The organism is Blastococcus colisei, from assembly GCF_006717095.1.
In the GTDB taxonomy this organism is placed as follows: domain Bacteria; phylum Actinomycetota; class Actinomycetes; order Mycobacteriales; family Geodermatophilaceae; genus Blastococcus_B; species Blastococcus_B colisei.
The window spans coordinates 85,791-103,002 of record NZ_VFQE01000001.1 but is presented as its reverse complement, the minus strand read 5'-3'; the positions used below and the strand labels follow the sequence as shown (position 1 = coordinate 103,002).

General features: G+C 72.4%; 17 protein-coding genes. 6 read left to right on the top strand and 11 right to left on the bottom strand.

What is annotated here, in order from left to right:
- Positions 1-508: 508 nt before the first annotated feature.
- From rplI to FHU33_RS00460, 5 genes are all read right to left on the bottom strand, one after another.
- Positions 509-955, bottom strand: coding sequence for a 50S ribosomal protein L9 (rplI, locus tag FHU33_RS00480; protein ID WP_142026863.1), 447 nt, complete (start codon positions 953-955; stop codon positions 509-511).
- An 11-nt stretch (positions 956-966) separates the two neighbouring features.
- On the bottom strand, positions 967-1,203 hold the full coding sequence (gene rpsR, locus FHU33_RS00475) for a 30S ribosomal protein S18 (protein ID WP_014743489.1): 237 nt from the start codon (positions 1,201-1,203) through the stop codon (positions 967-969).
- Positions 1,204-1,241: 38 nt separating this feature from the next.
- Positions 1,242-1,730: a single-stranded DNA-binding protein gene (locus tag FHU33_RS00470; protein ID WP_142023586.1), complete on the bottom strand. Its 489-nt coding sequence runs from the start codon at positions 1,728-1,730 to the stop codon at positions 1,242-1,244.
- Positions 1,731-1,732: 2 nt separating this feature from the next.
- Positions 1,733-2,020: a 30S ribosomal protein S6 gene (gene rpsF / locus FHU33_RS00465; protein WP_034952381.1), complete on the bottom strand. Its 288-nt coding sequence runs from the start codon at positions 2,018-2,020 to the stop codon at positions 1,733-1,735.
- Positions 2,021-2,241: 221 nt separating this feature from the next.
- A complete protein-coding gene (locus FHU33_RS00460) occupies positions 2,242-3,285 on the bottom strand; it encodes a hypothetical protein (protein ID WP_142023585.1) in 1,044 nt (347 codons plus the stop codon).
- A gap of 138 nt (positions 3,286-3,423) precedes the next feature.
- Here FHU33_RS00460 and FHU33_RS00455 point away from each other — a divergent pair, with 138 nt between their 5' ends.
- Entirely contained in the window at positions 3,424-4,248 is an 825-nt protein-coding gene (locus tag FHU33_RS00455; RefSeq protein ID WP_142023584.1) for a deoxyribonuclease IV, read from the top strand.
- An 8-nt stretch (positions 4,249-4,256) separates the two neighbouring features.
- On the opposite strand, the gene FHU33_RS00450 is transcribed toward FHU33_RS00455, so the two are convergent.
- From FHU33_RS00450 to FHU33_RS00440, 3 genes are all read right to left on the bottom strand, one after another.
- Positions 4,257-5,789, bottom strand: coding sequence for a glycosyltransferase family 87 protein (locus FHU33_RS00450; protein WP_142023583.1), 1,533 nt, complete (start codon positions 5,787-5,789; stop codon positions 4,257-4,259).
- An 83-nt stretch (positions 5,790-5,872) separates the two neighbouring features.
- Entirely contained in the window at positions 5,873-8,320 is a 2,448-nt protein-coding gene (locus FHU33_RS00445; RefSeq protein ID WP_246063176.1) for a transglycosylase domain-containing protein, read from the bottom strand.
- Between the two features lie 176 nt (positions 8,321-8,496).
- Complete coding sequence (locus FHU33_RS00440; protein WP_211354946.1) at positions 8,497-8,910, bottom strand: DUF5318 family protein; 414 nt, start codon at positions 8,908-8,910, stop codon at positions 8,497-8,499.
- Between the two features lie 154 nt (positions 8,911-9,064).
- Here FHU33_RS00440 and FHU33_RS00435 point away from each other — a divergent pair, with 154 nt between their 5' ends.
- From FHU33_RS00435 to FHU33_RS00425, 3 genes are all read left to right on the top strand, one after another.
- Complete coding sequence (locus FHU33_RS00435) at positions 9,065-9,730, top strand: PadR family transcriptional regulator (protein ID WP_142023582.1); 666 nt, start codon at positions 9,065-9,067, stop codon at positions 9,728-9,730.
- A complete protein-coding gene (locus FHU33_RS00430; RefSeq protein ID WP_142023581.1) occupies positions 9,718-10,797 on the top strand; it encodes an inositol-3-phosphate synthase in 1,080 nt (359 codons plus the stop codon). The genes FHU33_RS00435 and FHU33_RS00430 overlap by 13 nt, the downstream gene beginning before the upstream one ends.
- 157 nt (positions 10,798-10,954) lie before the next feature.
- Positions 10,955-11,728, top strand: a complete 774-nt coding sequence (locus FHU33_RS00425; protein ID WP_142023580.1) for a hypothetical protein — start codon at positions 10,955-10,957, stop codon at positions 11,726-11,728.
- Positions 11,729-11,855: 127 nt separating this feature from the next.
- Here FHU33_RS00425 and FHU33_RS00420 read toward each other — a convergent pair whose 3' ends face one another.
- Positions 11,856-12,521 (bottom strand): YqgE/AlgH family protein, encoded by a 666-nt coding sequence (locus FHU33_RS00420; RefSeq protein WP_142023579.1) that lies wholly within the window; start codon positions 12,519-12,521, stop codon positions 11,856-11,858.
- Between the two features lie 83 nt (positions 12,522-12,604).
- On the opposite strand from FHU33_RS00420, the gene FHU33_RS00415 reads away from it, so the two are divergent.
- Complete coding sequence (locus FHU33_RS00415; protein ID WP_142023578.1) at positions 12,605-13,888, top strand: MFS transporter; 1,284 nt, start codon at positions 12,605-12,607, stop codon at positions 13,886-13,888.
- A 7-nt stretch (positions 13,889-13,895) separates the two neighbouring features.
- On the opposite strand, the gene FHU33_RS00410 is transcribed toward FHU33_RS00415, so the two are convergent.
- Complete coding sequence (locus FHU33_RS00410) at positions 13,896-14,912, bottom strand: matrixin family metalloprotease (protein WP_246063175.1); 1,017 nt, start codon at positions 14,910-14,912, stop codon at positions 13,896-13,898.
- Between the two features lie 52 nt (positions 14,913-14,964).
- Positions 14,965-16,452, bottom strand: a complete 1,488-nt coding sequence (locus FHU33_RS00405) for a CCA tRNA nucleotidyltransferase (RefSeq protein WP_142023577.1) — start codon at positions 16,450-16,452, stop codon at positions 14,965-14,967.
- Positions 16,453-16,731: 279 nt separating this feature from the next.
- Between FHU33_RS00405 and FHU33_RS00400 the strand changes: the two genes are divergently transcribed.
- Positions 16,732-17,208, top strand: a complete 477-nt coding sequence (locus FHU33_RS00400; RefSeq protein ID WP_116452264.1) for an NUDIX hydrolase — start codon at positions 16,732-16,734, stop codon at positions 17,206-17,208.
- Positions 17,209-17,212: the final 4 nt, after the last annotated feature.

Below are 17,212 nucleotides of genomic sequence, written 5' to 3'. Positions count from 1 at the left end.
GAGTTCGGCGGGCACCGCCGGACCGAACGTCTGTTCGGGTCGAAGCTAGCGCCGGGCACCGACAGATTCGGCGCCCGGCGGCAGCTGAGGAGGACGTTAGGAAGCCGGACGGGGGCCCGTCCAACACCGGTGTGCACGTCGATCTGCACAACTTGTGGACAAGTCGGTGGATTCACGCCTGTCGACATGTGGAGACGGCGGGGGACATGCGGTGGCCATCGGCCGTCCTCCCCGCCGTCACCTGCAGGAACGGCGTGCACCGGCTGTGGACGGGAGAAAGTCCCGAAGTATTTTTCGCGCCGCGCACCACGTGTCACAGCGCTCCCGGACAGCGCCGACGCCCTCAGCGCCGGTGCATCCGGGATGTCCACGAGTGCCGGCCGCGCCGACCCGGGGCGCTCACGAGCGGCTCAGCGGGCTGATGGCGCCACCCTGCCCCCGGAACGGCCGGAAGGGGCACCGGACCGGAGTCCGACGCCCCTTCCGGGCAGTGCTGCGTGGGCCGACGTCAGCCGGGGACGACCTCGATCGCCAACCGGGTCGTGACCTCGGGGTGCACCCGCACGGTGACGGTGTGCTCGCCCGTGGTCTTGATGCTGCTGGGCAGCTCGATCCGGCGACGGTCGAGCGCCGGGCCGCCGGCGGCGGTCACCGCGGCGGCGACGTCGGCGGTGGTGACGCGGCCGAACAGGCGCCCACCCGCACCGGCGCGGGCCGGGACGCGGACCGTGAGACCGGACAGCTGCCCGGCCAGGGCGGTCGCCTCCTCCTGCGAGCGCACGTCGCGCGCGGCACGCGCCCGGCGGAGCGACTCGACCTGCTTCTGCGCGCCTCGCGTGGCCTGGATGGCCAGCCCGCGGGGCAGGAGGTAGTTGCGGCCGTAGCCACCCTTGACCTCGACGGTGTCGCCGGAGGACCCGAGACCGGTGACCTCCTGCGTGAGGATCAGCTTCATCTGGCTCATGATCAGCGCGCCGTCGAGGTGTAGGGCAGCAGTGCCATCTCGCGGCTGTTCTTCACGGCCACGGCGACGTCACGCTGGTGCTGGCTGCAGTTGCCGCTGACGCGGCGGGCACGGATCTTGCCGCGGTCGGAGATGAACTTCCGCAGCAGCGTCGTGTCCTTGTAGTCGATGTAGGTCGCCTTGTCCTTGCAGAACTGGCAGACCTTCTTCTTGACCTTGCGGATGGGGGGCTTGGGCACTGGGTTTCTCCAGGTACAGGAACGTTTGCGGGAAAGAATCAGAAGGGCGGTTCGTCGGACGGACCAGCAGGCGTCGACCAGGGGTCGCTCGCACCGCCCCCGCCGCCACCGCCGCCGGAGAAGCCGCCTCCGCCGCCACCGAAGCCGCCGCCACCCTCACCGCGGGAGGCCTTGGTGACCTTCGCGGTGGCGTAGCGCAGCGACGGGCCGATCTCGTCGACCTCGAGTTCGATGACGGTGCGCTTCTCGCCTTCCTTCGTGTCGAAGGAACGCTGCTTGAGCCGGCCGCTGACGATGACCCGCGAGCCGCGGGTCAGCGACTCGGCCACGTTCTCCGCTGCCTGCCGCCAGACGTTGCAGCGGAGGAACAGCGCCTCGCCGTCCTTCCACTCCTGCGACTGGCGGTCGAAGGTGCGCGGGGTCGACGCCACGGTGAAGTTGGCGACGGCAGCGCCCGACGGCGTGAAGCGCAGCTCCGGATCGGCGGTCAGGTTGCCGACGACGGTGATGACGGTTTCGCCGGCCATGGTCAGTGGACCTCGGGGCGCATCAGCTTCGTGCGGAGCACCGACTCGTTCAGGTTCAGCTGGCGGTCCAGCTCGGCGACCGCAGCGGGCTCGGACTCGATCGTGACGATCGCGTAGATGCCCTCGACCTGCTTCTTGATCTCGTAGGCCAGGCGACGACGGCCCCAGATCTCGGTCTTGACGGTGCCACCGGCCTTGGTGACGACGGTCAGGAACCGGTCGAGCGAGGGAGCGATCGTCCGCTCCTCGAGCTCGGGGTCGAGGATGACCATCAGTTCGTAATTGCGCATGGAGAAACCCCACCTCCTCTGGTCTCGGCGGCTGCAGCACATCTGCAGCAGGAGGGTCGTACATGCGTCGCGCGCCCCGGCCAACTCGGACGAGAACCGGAACGCGCACCACGAGACTACCAGCGCATGGGGCGTGCCCTGACCGCGCCGTCCACAGGGGTTGCCCCGGACGCGACCGCGGCCGCCGTCCCTCGTGGGGACGACGGCCGCCGCGACGCGGATCAGCGGGTGGCGCGGGACGCCTGGTGGGTCCGGACCAGCGCCGCGGTGACCGCCGCGAGGGCGATGACGGCGGCCAGCGCGGCCGCGGGGAGGGTCTGCGTGGCAGTCCTCTCCGAGGCGGCCTCGGTCACCGCGTCCCCCTCCTCGAGGGTGGCGCCGTCCAGGCCGGCGAGCTGGCCGAACACCGGCACCGAAGCGCCGTCGTAGCTGCCCGCGACACCACCGGATCCGCCACCGCCGCCCGCGCGGTCCGCCCCGCCGAGGCTCTGGCCGGGGACGAAGTAGCGCGAGGGGTCGAAGGCCGCAGCGGCGACGACGTCCGACGGCGCCATCCGGGGAGCACCGGAGCCGGTGTCGTAGGCGTAGGCGTCACCCGGCGTCGCGGGCAGCTGCTGCGGGTCTCCGCCAGGCGGCTCGGGAGCCGGCGGGCCCTCCGGGCCGGGCGGCACCGGTGGCTCGGGCCCCTCCGGCGGCACGGGGCCGGGCGGCAATTGCACGTCGACCTGGGGGAGCGGCGGCAGCCCCAGGCTGGGCAGGTTCGGCACCGCCGGCGCGATCGTCTGGACGACGTACGGCGTGGGGGCGGGCAGCGCGGGGAGCGACGAGGCCACCGTGGTGATGAGCTGATCGGCCACGTCCACGGCAAGGCCCGCCTGGGGCACGATCCGGTACGTGTATGTGATGGTGCCGGTGGTGGCCGGCGCGCTGAAGGTCCACGAGGCGCTCTGGTCCAGCGCCAGGCTCCGCTGCTGGCCGAAGAAGCTGACGGACACGTCGGTGAAGACCGTGGCCGACAGGCTGCCGACGAGCGGCAGGGTGATCCCGGTCTTGTCCTGCGGCGGGATCTTGTTCACGAACGTGACCGAGCCGCCCGGATCCACGCTCGCCGCGGGGGGTGTCAGGTTCCTGATCTCGATGGTCGCCGAGGGGGCTGCCGCGGCGGTGGGAGCCACGAGGATCGAGAAGGCCGCCACACCCAGCCAGCCGAGGACGGCGGCTGCGACGCCGCGCCTCGCGGTTCGACGGATCCGACCGGTTGCCATCGTCTGCTCTACCTCCATGTGCGCTGAGGACCTCCACCCGCCTACCGGCGGGTAACCCCCGTCACGCTGCAAGAACGATGATGTGTGATGACGGTTACGGCTAAACCTGATCTCGTCGGAGAACTAGGGTCGGCCGTCATGAGTCCCTCGCCCGCCCGACACCCGATCGGCGTACACGTGGGCCCCGGCCTGACCGAGGACGACGAGCTCGACGACGGCGGTCCGCTCGCCCGGGCAGCGGAGATGGACGCCGACGGCGTGCAGATCTTCCTGACCGACCCGCAGAGCTACAAGAGCCCGAAGCCGCGGCCGGACGCCGATGCACTCCTGCAGGGCGACGTCGTCGTGGTCGTCCACGCGCCGTACATGCTCAACGTGGCGTCGACGAACAACCGGATCCGGGTGCCGGGCCGGAAACTGCTGGCCCAGCACGCGCAGGCGGCCGCAGCCGTCGGGGCGATCGGACTGGTCGTGCACGGCGGGCACGTGCTCGCCACGGACGACCCGGCCGTGGGCGTCGACAACTGGCGCAAGACCTTCACTTACCAGGCGAAGGACGGCGGTTTCCCGCTGCCGCTGTTCATCGAGAACACCGCCGGGGGCGGGAATGCCATGGCCCGCGACCTCGATGCGATCGCCCGCCTGTGGGAGGCGATCGGCGAGTCCGGGGCCGGGTTCGTGCTCGACACGTGCCACGCGTGGGCCGCGGGCTGGGACCTCGCGACCGCGGTGGACGACGTCCGGGCCATCACCGGGCGGGTGGATCTGGTGCACCTGAACAACAGCCGGGACCCGCACGGCTCCAGCCGCGACCGGCACGCCCCGCTGACCGACGGCGAGATCCCGGTGGAGCTGCTGATCGAGGTCGCCCGTTCGGCGGACTGCCCCGTCGTCCTCGAGACCCCCGGCGACGCCGCCTCCCACGCCGAGGAGATCCAGCTTCTTCGGGCGGCCCTGACCTGACGCACGTCCTACCGCACCGTTCGGGGTCCTCCCTCACCGTCGACGCCGAGGTGGGACCCCCGACGATCAGGTGACCTGATCCCGGCGCGCCATCGCAGCACCCACCGGTCGCGCACATGGTCCAGGACCCCACCGGCGGGATCGTCCACGCCCGGCCAGGTCGTGCGGACGACGTCCTCATCGGGACGCAGCACGTCGCGGACCACCAGGGCCATGAGCACGAGGACGGCGGCGTCGCGGAGCAGGACGCCGAAGAAGAACCACTCGACCTCGATGCCCCGCTTGTCCGTACCGAGGTAGTGCAGCATCGTCACGCCCCACACCAGGACCTCGGTGGCCTGCCAGAGCAGCAGGGAGCGCCACCGCGGTCGCGCCAGCACGGCCAGCGGCAGGAGCCACAGCGAGAACTGCGGACTCCAGACCTTGTTCAGCAACAGGAACCCGGCGACCAGCAGGAAGGCCAGCTGCGCCACCCGCGGCCGGACCGGGGCGGCCAGCGCGAGCCAGGCGACCCCTGCCGCGAGCGCCAGCAGGCAGCCGGTGACGACCGCGTTCAGCACCGACGGCGTCTGCCCGGCCGCCAGTGGTCCGTCCAGGATGCGGTGGTCGGTCACGTGCAGGGCGATGTTCCAGATCGACTCCGGATTGGCCGACCGCTCCCGGCTGAAGACGAAGAACCAGGCCCAGTTGTCGGGAGCGACAGCGGCCACGGGCAGGTTGACCGCGGCCCATGCCACGCCCGCGGCCGTCACCGTCTTGGCCCAGACCCGCAACCGGCCGGCCCGCAGGCACAGGACGAAGAGGACGCCGAGCAGCAGCAGCGGGTAGAACTTCGCGGCGATGCCGAGACCGAGCAGCACGCCCGCCAGCACCGGCCGGGAGCGCGCCCAGGCCAGCATCCCGAAGGTGGCCAGCGCGACAGCCAGCAGGTCCCAGTTGGTGAAGGCGTGCACGAGCAGCACGGGGGAGAAGCCGATCATGGCGGCGTCCCACGGCCGGCGTCCGGCCAGTCCGAGCACCGCGCGCACCAGGAGCAGCCCGCACACCGACAGCAGCAGGTACGTCAGCACGGTGTAGCCCTGCACCAGCGGGACGTCGGGCAGCAGGCCGACCCCCTCGGCGGCGCGGGCGTACAGCCGCGCGCCGGCGGCGGCGAGCGCCATGAAGGCGCCGGTCAGGACGGGGTATTCGACGCGCGCGTCCAGGTAGGGCAGCGCGCCCTCCCCGAGGCCGTAGCCCCCGAACAGCGGCACCGCGTCGGAGTAGCAGAAGTGGGTGTACTGGCGCGAGCCGCTCCAGTCACCGGCCGAGCACGGGGCCTGCTTGGCCCAGGCGATGGCCAGGACGCACGTGGCGAACAGCAGGCAGATGCGCAGCGGCGTCCAGAAGTGCGCCCGGCCGGTCACCGCGTGCCGGCCCCAGGGGCCGCCGACCGCCTCGCTGGCCTGGGCGGCCACCGGGTCGACCCAGGAGGGCACCACCCGGTCCGGGCGAGCCGGCACCACGGCGTCGGGGGTGGCCGTTCCACGTGGAACGAGCACGGACCCCTCCGGAGACGTTCCGGAGGGGTCCGTGGAGGTGCTGGTCACCCGATCAGTGTGCGGGATGGCGCGGGTTGGTCGGCTCAGCCGTTCGAGCCGTCCGGGTTCTCGGGCCGACCCGCCTGGTCCGGCTGGCCGGGAAGTGCGGGGACGCCCTCCTCGGTGGGGGGATCCTCTTGTTCCTCGTCGCACGCAGGCAGCGGAGCCTCGCCACACGTGGCCGGGGGCGGGGGCGGGGGCGGGGGCGGCGCCGACGGGGTCGGGGTCGGGGTCGGGGTCGGGGTGGGCGTCGGCGTGGGCGCCGGTGCCTCGGGCGTGGGCTCCGGCTCCGGCTCGGGCTCGGGGACGCCCTCGCCGGTGTCGCCCTCGATGATCGGCCGGTCGGGGAGCTCCTCCTCGGGGGTGCCGGCGAGAGCCGTGTTCATGAACTGCTCCCAGATGGCGCCGGGGAGGCCGGAGCCGTAGATGATCTGGCCCCGCGCGTTCTCGATCGGGTCGTTCGGGTTGTCGTTGCCCATCCAGACGGCGGCCGACAGGGACGGCGTGTACCCGACCATCCAGGCGTCGGAGTTGTCCTCGGCGTTCAGCCCCTGGGTACCGGTCTTGCTGGCGACCTCCCGGCCGCCGTCCAGGGCGCGACGGGAGTAGGAGGCGACGTCCTTGAGCGCGTAGCTGACGTCGTTGGCGATGTCCGGCTCGATGACCTGCTCTCCCGGGTCGCCGGCGTTCTCGAGCAGCACCGTGCCCTCGTTGTCGGCGACCCGTGCGACGAAGTACGGGTCCCGCTGGATGCCACCGCTGGCGAAGGTCGCGAATCCGACGGCCTGGTCGATCGGCCGCATCTCGTACTCACCGATGCCGATCGAGGAGCCGACGTTCCCCGTGGTGGGGTTGGCCAGCGTCGGGACGCCGAGCAACAGCTGGCTCCCCTCCTCCCAGACGTCGGGCAGGCCGGTCGCCTTGCGCGCGGTCTCCGCCACGTTCTCCGGGCCGACCTCGTAGGCCAATCCGTAGAAGGTGGTGTTCAACGACTGGGTGATGGCCTCGCGCAGGGTGCAGGCCGCGCAGGAGACGCCGCCGGAGTTGCGCACGGGGGCCTCGCGGTCCGGGAACTCCTGCGGTGAGCTCCCGTCCCGGCGGGCCGTGACGCTGATGCCCTGCTCGAGCGCCGTGGCCAGCACGTAGGGCTTCACCGAGGAGCCGGGCTGCCGTTGGGCCCGGGCGTAGTCGATGGCGCCGTCGCCGGCACCGATCGCACCGCCGTAGTAGGCCTTCACCGCACCGGTGCGGGGATCGAGGGCGACCAGCGCCTCGCGCAGCCCCTCGGGCTCGCCGGTCATGACCTCGTTCACCGCGGTCACCGCGGCGTTCTGCATGGCCGGGTCGACCGTGGTCGTGATCCGCAGGCCACCGGCGCGGATCTGCTGCTCGTCGTAGCCGTGCTCGTTCTCCATCTCGTCGAGGACCCGGCCCACGATCAGGCCCTCCGGGCCGCTGGGCATGCCCAGCGACGAGGCGGCCTTGGGGAGGACCGGCGGGTACACCGACGCCGCCCGCTCCTCGCCGGTCATCCATCCCTCCTCGACCATGGCGTCGAGCACACCGGCCCACCGGTCCTGCGCGTCCTCGGGGCTGACCTCGGGGTCGTAGCGGGATGGGCTCCGGATCAGGACGGCGAGCACCGCTCCCTGCTGCGCCGTCAGCTCGGAGGCGGGGACGCCGAAGTAGGTGTTGGCCGCCGCCTCGATCCCGTAGGCGCCGCGGCCGTAGTAGATGGTGTTGAGGTAGTTCTCGAGGATCTGCTTCTTCGTGTAGTTGTTGTCCAGCTTGATGGCCAGGAACAGCTCCTGGAACTTCCGGCTGAACGTCTGCTCGGAGTTCTGCAGGATCGCGTTCTTCACGTACTGCTGGGTGATGGTCGAACCACCCTGGGTCGAGCCACCGGTGAGGTTGTTCCACGTGGCCCGGACGATGCCGGTCAGCGAGATCCCGGGGTCGGAGTAGAAGCTGCGGTTCTCCGCCGCGAGGACGGCGTTCTGCGCGGGCTCCGAGATCTGCTCCAGGGCGACGTTCGTGCGGTTCTCGTCGCCGAGCCGGGCCATCTCGGTGGTGCCGTCGGAGTAGTAGATGACCGTCGTCTGGGAGGTGGTGATCGAGTCGGGGCTCGGCACCTCGGTGCTGGCGTAGACCACACCGACGAAGACGCCCAGCAGGACCAGCATGCCGGCCATCAGCCCCCCGGCGATCTTCAGCCTGCGGTTGCGCGTCTGCTTCCTCGTCCGCGTCCCCTTCGAGCCCTTGGGCCTGCCACCCTTGGCCGCCGGCCGCCCGCCGGCCGGGCGACTCCCGGCGGCGCGCTGCGGGGTGCCGCTGCCCGAGCGGGCGGCCGTCGTACGGGCACGACCCGCGGCGGGCGGACGGCCGGAACCGCGGCCGCCACCCCCACCGGTGCTCCTCGTCCGTGCCGGCGGCGGACGGCGGACCGATCCGGCGCGCGGGGCGACGGGCGAGGTCTCGTCGTGGGATGGCACGAAGGAACCCCTCTCTGACAGTTCTCTGTCGTCAAGTCTTCAGCGGCGAGCCGGTGTACCGACCGCCAGCGTGGCGTCTTCAGCTGTGGGAGCGGGGGAGGACACCGCCCAGCGGCCCCTGGCAGGGGCTGCTGTGACGGAGGGGTCCGCCGGGACGAACGCCCTGGCGGCGGGATCTACTCCGTGGCCGCCCGGCGCCGTCCCCTGCGGGGTTGCTGCCCCGGTACGGGCTCGGCACCAAGGACGTACGAGGAGACCAGGTGGTTCCAGCCGCAGCTGCGGCACACCTCGACGGCGTACACCGTGAACTCCTCCTGCGCGGCGTCCATCCGGACGAGCTCGGGCTCCGTCTTCGCCTGGCCGGAGGTCGGGCCGAGGTGGTCGCCGTACACGTAGCTCACCAGGGTCAGGCGCTCCTTGCGGCAGACCGGACAGGCGACCGAGGTCGCCTCGCCGTGGTACTTCGCCGCCCGGGAGAGGTAGGGACTGGCGTCGCAGACCTCGAACAGACCCGTGCGGCCCGCGTACACGTCGGCGAGAACGGCTCGCCGCTGCAGCGAGTAGTCCACGACGGATCGACGTCCGGGCACGGCGGCCAATGTACGCACCGGGCGTGCCCGGCGGCGGGTTCACGGCGACGGATGCCTCTGCTGCCGGACGGCCCGCGCCGCCTCCCCTTGTGGATGACCCATCGGTTCAATGTATCGTCTCGATACATCACGAACACCGGCCGAGGGAGGCGGGATGCTCGAGTACGCCATCCTCGGCCTGCTCCACCAGTCCCCGATGCACGGCTACGAGCTGCGCAAACAGCTGTCCGAGGTGCTCGGGGGGATGCGCAGCATCTCCTACGGCTCCCTCTATCCCGCGCTGAAGCGGATGCGTGCGGCCGGGCTCATCTCCACCGACGAGCCCGATCCGCGCGCCCTGCTGCCGGCGGACGCACCGCCGCTCACCGGCCGGCGCGGAAAGGTGGTCTACACGATCACCGCCGACGGCAAGGAACGCTTCCACGAGCTGGTCAGCCAGACCGGCCCGGAGGCCTACGACGACGGCGGCCTCTTCGGCGTCCGCCTGGCCTTCTTCCGGCACACCGCCGCCGACGTGCGACTGCGGATCCTCGAGGGCCGCCGCCGCACCGTCGAACAGCAGCGCGAGGGGCTCCGGGCCTCACTGGCGAGGACCCGGCAGCGGCTCGACCGCTACACGCTCGAGCTGCAGCGCCACGGGCTGGAGTCGGTGGACCGGGAGGTCCGCTGGCTGAACGAACTGATCGATACCGAACGCCGGGAGGCGACGGGTCCGACAACGGCGCCCGACAGCCCTCCTCAGCCATCCGCGGACCGCAACCGGTCCGCGTCCACCGGACCCCAGGGGTCCAGGGAGAAGGAGAACCCATGGGATCAGTGAAGGTCGCCATCGTCGGCGTCGGGAACTGCGCTGCTTCGCTCGTGCAGGGCGTGGAGTACTACCGGGACGCGGACGAGACCTCGTCGGTGCCGGGCTTGATGCACGTCCGCTTCGGCGAGTACCACGTCTCCGACGTCGAGTTCGTCGCCGCGTTCGACGTGGACGCCAAGAAGGTCGGCCGCGACCTCTCCGAGGCCATCGTCGCCAGCGAGAACAACACGATCAAGATCTGCGACGTTCCGCCGCTCGGCGTCACGGTCCAGCGCGGCACGACCCTCGACGGGCTCGGCAAGTACTACCGCGAGATGGTCGAGGAGTCCGACGAGCAGCCGGTCGACATGGTCGCAGCCCTGCGCGAGTCCGGCGCCGACGTCCTCGTCTGCTACCTGCCCGTCGGCTCCCAGCACGCCGCGGAGTTCTACGCCCAGGCGGCGCTGGACGCCGGCGTCGCGTTCGTCAACGCCCTGCCGGTCTTCATCGCCGGCACCAAGGAGTGGGCGGACAAGTTCACCGCCGCGGGCGTGCCGATCGTCGGTGACGACATCAAGAGCCAGGTCGGCGCCACCATCACCCACCGCGTGCTGGCCAAGCTGTTCGAGGACCGCGGCGTCCAGCTCGACCGCACCATGCAGCTCAACGTCGGCGGCAACATGGACTTCAAGAACATGCTCGAGCGCGAGCGCCTGGAGTCCAAGAAGATCTCCAAGACCCAGTCGGTCACCAGCCAGGTCGACCGCGACATGGGCGTCGGCAACGTGCACATCGGCCCGTCGGACCACGTGCCGTGGCTGAGCGACCGCAAGTGGGCCTACGTGCGTCTCGAGGGCCGCGCGTTCGGCGACGTCCCGCTGAACCTGGAGTACAAGCTCGAGGTCTGGGACTCCCCGAACTCCGCCGGGATCATCATCGACGCGGTCCGCGCCGCGAAGATCGCCAAGGACCGCGGCATCGGCGGCCCGATCCTGTCGGCGTCGTCGTACTTCATGAAGAGCCCGCCGGTGCAGTACGACGACAGCGCGGCCCGCGACGCCGTCGAGGCGTTCATCAAGGGCGACATCGAGCGCTGAACTCCAGACGATCCGCACGGGCCCGTGTCCTCTCCGGAGGACGCGGGCCCGTGCGTCGTCCCAGGTCCCGGATGCCTTCAGGCGACCGCCCTGCAAGGACCCGCCGCGAGCGTGCGAGTGGCGGGGGCCGGGGGATCCTTTCTCTACGCTGCACAGCATGCCTCCCCGCGCCCGCCGCCCGCTCCTCGCGGCGGGGCTGGCACTGGCGCTGGTCACCGGGTGCACCGCCGACATCGGGACGGACCGCACTGCCGGCGACCCGGTGACGGAGGAGGAAGCGCAGACCCTCTCCACGCTCCTGCAGCGCAACCAGCAGCGCGGCGGCGCGGACTTCGTCGTCACCGCGCCCTACGGCGAGGGCGAGCTGCTCACGCTCACCGGCTCCGTCGACTTCCGCAACGCGGTCGGCCGGGCGCAGGCGGTCACCAGCTTCGACGACGGCCGGGCCGACGACGTGCGCACCCTGTTCTTCACGCCCGAGGAGGTCTGGGTCGGTGACGTCCCCGGCCTGGCCGACGCCCTCGCCGAGAGCGGTGCCCCCGAGGCGGTCTACCTGAGTCGACCGGTCACCACCGGCACCGGGGACGGCGTCCCGCTGCTGGTCGACGTGCTCACCGAGATGCTGCTGAACCTGTCGGCGCGGCGGGCCGACGACCCGCGGGCCTTCCTCGACGGCGGCTACACGTGGGAGGGCCAACGCTCCATCGACAGCCGGCTGGCCACCCTCTTCGGAGCGCCCGGCGACCGGATCGTCGCGGTCGACGCATCCGACGACCTGCTGACCCAGTTCGTCACCACGGTGGCCGACGCCGGGTTCGACGTCACCATCACCCTCTCCGAGCACGGCATGCGCCGGATCGACCTACCGGCCGACGAGGAGACGGCCACGACGGCCGAGCACCCGGACGTCGCGGCGACGCTGGGCATCTGAGCGGGGGACCAGCGGGGCGCTCCGAGCAGCCGCACGCCGTCGAAAAGACGTCAGGAGAGGGCGGCCTCTTCCCCAGACCGCCCTCTCCCGCGTTCTTCCTACCAGATCCGGAGCGTTCCGGGCACCCTCAGTTGACGGATGGGTCTGCTGGGGCAGTCGAGAGCACGGCGAGGCGGCCGGTCTGCCGGCCGAGCACCGTGCGCCAGAGCTCGGGACCCGAGGCCTGGCAGAGCACGTCCTCCGGCAGGCCGGGCACGCACGCCCACGCTCCCTCGGCCAACTCACCGGCGAGTTGCCCGGCCGACCAGCCGGCGTAGCCGGCGAAGACCCGCAACCCGGTCAGTTCCTCCTGCAGGTCGGCCGGATCGCGGTCGAGGTCGACCAGGTGGACGTCGCCGGCCACCCGCCGCAGCGGGCCGTCGCCCTCGGCCACGGTGGCCGAGGAGATGGCCAGGCACAACGCCGTGTCCGTCTCGCACGGCCCGCCCACGTGGAACACGCCGGGCGCGACGGCGAGATCGCACCATCCGGGCAGCACGTCCCGGATCTCCACCTCGCTGGGACGGCCGAGGACGACGCCCAGCGTGCCGCTCTCGGAGTGGTCGAGCACGTAGACCACCGTGCCGGCGAAGGTGGGATCGGTGAGCGCCGGCATCGCCACGAGCAGGGCCCCCGGACGGACGTCGTCGAGGCAGCCGATCGCCAGCGCGGGGACCGTGGGCGCGCGTCGACCGGTCGCGGGCCGCGCGGGCGGGCCGGACTCGGGGTCGGACGACGAGGGCACCGGTGTCATCCCGACAAGTGTGCCCCAACCGTGCGCGGGCGGCGGTCGATCGCTCTCGGTCCGCGGATTCCCTGCCCACCTAGGGTGATCGCGTGCCGCAGGTGGAGACGAGCGTCCGGCACGTGCTCCGCCGTCGCGACTTCCGCCGCCTGCTGGGCACCCGGCTGTTCTCCCAGTTCGGGGACGGCGTCTTCCAGGCCGCGCTCGCCGGCACCGTGCTGTTCAACCCGCAGCGGGCCGCCGACCCCCTCGACATCGCGGCCGGTTTCGCCGTCCTGCTCCTCCCCTACTCCCTCGTGGGTCCCTTCGCCGGCGTCTGGCTGGACCGGTGGAGCCGACGCCAGGTGCTGCTGCGTGCCAACGTGATCCGGGCCGGGCTGGTGGCCGTCGTCGCCGTCCTGATCCTCGGTGGCGTCGAGGGCGCCGGCTTCTACACGGCCGGCCTCGCGGTCTTCTCGGTCAACCGGTTCGTGCTGTCCGCGCTGTCCGCGGGGCTGCCGCACACCACCGACGAGGCCTCGCTGGTCCCGGCCAACGCGCTGTCCACGACGGCCGGCGGGGTGTCCACGGTCGCCGGGGGAGCGGTGGCGATCCTGGTGCTGGAGGCGACCGGCTCCGGGAACCCCGGATACGCCGCGACGGCGCTCGCGGCCGGTATCCCGTACCTCGCCGCGTCAGCCGTCGTCAGCGGCTTCTCCCGCGCCCATCTGGGGCCCGACCACATGGTCACCGCCCACCAGTCCCTGCGCGCCGGTGCTCGGGACACCCTGCTCGGCCTGGTGGCCGGTGCGCGGCACGTGGCCGCCATTCCACCGGCGGCCGCCGCCCTGATCGCGATCGGCCTGCACCGGCTCTGCTACGGCGTCTTCACGCTCATGACGCTGCTCGTCTACCGCAACACCTTCCCGGCCGAGGGCGGCCTGTTCCCGGGCGGCATCCTCGGGCTCGGCCAGGTCGTGGCCGCCGCCGCCCTCGGCACGCTCCTCGCCGCCGTCGTCACGCCCCCGGTCGTGCGACGCATCGGGACCCGCCGCTGGGTCCCGGCCGCGCTCACCGGCGCTGCCGGAGCCCAGGTGGCGCTCGGCCTGTGGTTCGAGCCCGGCGTCGTCGTCCTGGTCGGGCTGCTGCTGGGTTTCGTGGCCCAGGCGGTCAAGATCTGCGTCGACAGCACGCTCCAGGAGACGGTCGAGGACGACTACCGGGGCAGGGTCTTCTCGGTGTACGACACGCTCTTCAACATGACGTTCGTGCTCGCCCTCGTGCTGGGCGCCGTCACCCTGCCGGAGTCCGGCATCTCCTCGCTCGTGCCGGTGGCCGTCGCGGCCGGCTACCTGGTGGCGGCGGTCACGTACCGGCACCTCACCCGCCGGCCCTGATCCCCGGTCAGAGCTCGGGGACGCAGGGCCCCCTGCCCAGGACGGCCAGGCCGGTCAGGTCCCCCGGGGCGAAGTCCGGGACCTCGCGCCGCGCCTCGGGGTACATCAGCTGCTGGTCGTCCTCGACGTGGCCCAGCCCGACGAGGTGGCCGAGCTCGTGCAGGATGATCGCCCGCGCGGTCTGGGCACCGCCGCGGAAGGCCAGGATCTCCGGCATCCGGTCGGCGTCGAGGGACACCGTGCCCGTCACGAAGACCTGCGGGCCGTCGCCCAGGGACACTGCGACACTGCCGGCCTGACCGACGGTGTCCCCGACCAGCGCGGGGTTCTGCTCCTCGGTCTCCCAGGCGACGAGCACCGGCGCCCAGCGGTCCCCGTAGGTCTCCGGCTGGAAGATCCGCCGGTCGAGGGTGCTCGGCTCGGCGCTGCTGCCGTCGTGGACGAACCGCAGGCCCGTCACCTCCGCGAGCCGGGCGAACGCCGCGTGCACCGCCTCCTCCCCACCGGGGGGCGCGTTGTCCGGGCGGATCGCGTAGTGCACGGGCCGGCAGGGGTCGTAGGCCACGGGGGTGACGCCGTCGGGCTGGACGGCGATGAAGCCGTGCGCCCCGCCCTCGGGCGGAGCGGGCGGCGGCGTGCCCAGCGGGGTACGGGCGGCCTCCCGGCCGGCCGTCGGGCGGTCCGGCGGGGAGGTGGGCGTCGGCGGGGTCGCCGTGGGCACGGCGGTCGAACCGGCCGCGGGGACGTCGGGGTCCACCGGTGACCACGGCCACGTGCTGGGACCCACCAGGACGGCGGCCGTGAGGCTGAGGAGGACGACCAGCGGCACGACGAGCAGCGCGCGCAGCGTCCTGCGACCGCGGCGCCGCGGAGGAGGGGGCGGCGGGCCGGGACTGCGCCACGGCATGGGCTCCACGCGCAGACCCGCGGCCTCGTCCAGGACCCACTGCGGCACCCGGCCGCTCGGCGGGCTCGGACCGTCGCCGCTCACCGGGTCGCGCTCGGCAGGGTCGAACGGGTCCACGGTCCGATTGTCGGCACGGACCGGCCGGTCCTGGAGTCCGGCACGCGAGGGCTCACGCCTGCCGGTTCGCCCACCACTCGAGGAGCGCGGCCTCGGCCTCGTCCGGGTCGAGCGGACCACGCTCCAGGCGGAGGTCCTTGAGGAAACGCCAGGCCTCGCCCACCTCCGGACCGGGGCCGATCCCGAGGAGCTGCATGATCGCGTTCCCGTCGAGATCCGGCCGCACGCGAGCCAGGTCCTCCTGCTCGGAGATCTCGCGGATCCGCTGCTCCAGGGAGTCGTAGGTGGCCGACAGCACCGCCGCTCGCTTCCGGTTGCGGGTCGTCGAGTCGGAGCGGACCAGCTTGTGCAGGCGGGGCAGCAGGTCACCGGCGTCGGTGACGTACCGGCGGACGGCGGAGTCGGTCCACTCCCCGGTCCCGTACCCGTGGAAGCGCAGGTGCAGGAAGGTCAGCCGGGCGACCGCCTCGACGACCTCCTTCGGGTACCGCAGCGCGGTCAGCCGTTTGCGCACCAGCTTGGCGCCGACGACCTCGTGGTGGTGGAAGGAGACGCGCCCCCGCGGCTCGTGCCGGCGGGTGGCCGGCTTGCCGATGTCGTGCAGCAGCGCCGCCAGGCGCAGGACGAGATCCGGGGACTGCGCCTCTGCATCCGCCTTCTCCAGCGCGATCGCCTGGTCGAGCACGGTCAGCGAGTGGGTGTAGACGTCCTTGTGCTGGTGGTGCTCGTCGATCTCCATCCGGAGGGCCGACAGCTCCGGCAGCACCACGTCGGCCAGGCCGGTCGCGACGAAGAGCTGCAACGCCGCCCGGGGGGCGTCCTGCAGCATCGTCTTGGAGAGCTCGGCCTGCACCCGCTCCGGGGTGATCCGGGCCAGCTCACCGGACATCGCGGTCATCGCCTCGACCACCTCGTCGACCGGCGTGAGCCCCAGCTGGGCGACGAACCGCACCGCCCGCAGCATGCGGAGCGGGTCGTCGGCGAAGGAGTCCGCCGCGGAGCCGGGGGTGCGCAGCCGCCCGGCCAGCAGGTCCCCCAGCCCGCCGAAGGGGTCGGTGACCGTCCGATCGGGCCCGAGGGAGACAGCCATGGCGTTGACCGTGAAGTCGCGCCGGACGAGGTCGTCGACGAGGGACCCGCCCCAGGCGACCTCGGGATTGCGGGACTCACGGTCGTAGCGATCGGCCCGGAACGTGGTGATCTCCACGCGCACGCCCCGGATCTCGGCGCCCACCGTGCCGAAGGCGATCCCGGTGTTCCACGTGGAACCGGCCCAGCCCGACAGCAGCTCCAGGATCTGCTCGGGGCGCGCGTCGGTGGTGAGGTCCAGGTCGCCGGGGATCCGCGACCCGCTCGAGCCCGCCGCCAGCAGCGCGTCGCGCACCGAGCCGCCCACGAGGTGGACCTCGAACCCGGCGGCGGTGAAGCGCACCCCGATGTCGGCGAGGACGGGGGAGAGGTCGACGAGCTCCCGCACGGTCTCCTGCACGGCCGCCGGGACCGGTGGCAGGTCAGGAGGACTCGAAGGGGTGGCGGACACGACCAGCCAGAGTAGTGCGACGGCGATGCGCCGCTGGTCCGGCTCCGTACGCCAGTCCGCCTGACCGCCGTCCTACCTCAGCGTTCCGGGTCCTCCCGCACTGTCGACGGTGAGGGAGGACCCAGAATGACCAGGTGACCTGATCATCAGCGCATGCGATGTTCGCGGAACCGTCCACGGCTACGGCACCGGTCCGGCTCCGCGCCCCGGTCCGCTCCTCACTCGTTCCTCGCTGCGATGCTCCCGGGGCTGTCGCCGGACTCGCGCTACCCTCCTGGCATGGCTGGGACGGGCGGGCGTGGGCGCCCCGGCCGCCGGCTCCGCCGGGTCGACGAGACCTCTGCCGGGGGCCTGGTGGTGGCCGACGACGGGGTGACCGGGCCGCGCGCCGCCCTGATCGGCCGGACCGACCGCCGTGGCCGGTTGCTGTGGTCGCTGCCCAAGGGGCACATCGAGGCCGGCGAGACGCCCGAGGACACCGCCGTCCGCGAGGTGGCGGAGGAGACCGGGATCATCGGTGAGGTCGTCGCTCCGCTGGGGATCATCGACTTCTGGTTCGTCGCCGACGGCCGCCGGGTGCACAAGACCGTGCACCACTTCCTGCTCCGCGCCATCGGCGGCGCGCTCTCCGACGCCGACGTCGAGGTGACGGAGGTCGCCTGGGTGCCCCTGGAGGAGCTGAGCGGCCGCCTGGCCTACGCCGACGAACGCGCACTGGTCGAGCGGGCACCCGCGCTGCTGGCCGACAGCGCCTGACCGA

Bases quoted from the DNA above. Each gene is read 5' to 3' on its own strand.
- rplI (WP_142026863.1), bottom strand. From the start codon at position 955: ATGAAGCTGATCCTCACGCAGGAGGTCACCGGTCTCGGGTCCTCCGGC.
- FHU33_RS00470 (WP_142023586.1), bottom strand. From the start codon at position 1,730: ATGGCCGGCGAAACCGTCATCACCGTCGTCGGCAACCTGACCGCCGAT.
- rpsF (WP_034952381.1), bottom strand. From the start codon at position 2,020: ATGCGCAATTACGAACTGATGGTCATCCTCGACCCCGAGCTCGAGGAG.
- FHU33_RS00460 (WP_142023585.1), bottom strand. From the start codon at position 3,285: ATGGCAACCGGTCGGATCCGTCGAACCGCGAGGCGCGGCGTCGCAGCC.
- FHU33_RS00455 (WP_142023584.1), top strand. From the start codon at position 3,424: ATGAGTCCCTCGCCCGCCCGACACCCGATCGGCGTACACGTGGGCCCC.
- FHU33_RS00435 (WP_142023582.1), top strand. From the start codon at position 9,065: ATGCTCGAGTACGCCATCCTCGGCCTGCTCCACCAGTCCCCGATGCAC.
- FHU33_RS00430 (WP_142023581.1), top strand. From the start codon at position 9,718: ATGGGATCAGTGAAGGTCGCCATCGTCGGCGTCGGGAACTGCGCTGCT.
- FHU33_RS00425 (WP_142023580.1), top strand. From the start codon at position 10,955: ATGCCTCCCCGCGCCCGCCGCCCGCTCCTCGCGGCGGGGCTGGCACTG.
- FHU33_RS00420 (WP_142023579.1), bottom strand. From the start codon at position 12,521: ATGACACCGGTGCCCTCGTCGTCCGACCCCGAGTCCGGCCCGCCCGCG.
- FHU33_RS00400 (WP_116452264.1), top strand. From the start codon at position 16,732: ATGGCTGGGACGGGCGGGCGTGGGCGCCCCGGCCGCCGGCTCCGCCGG.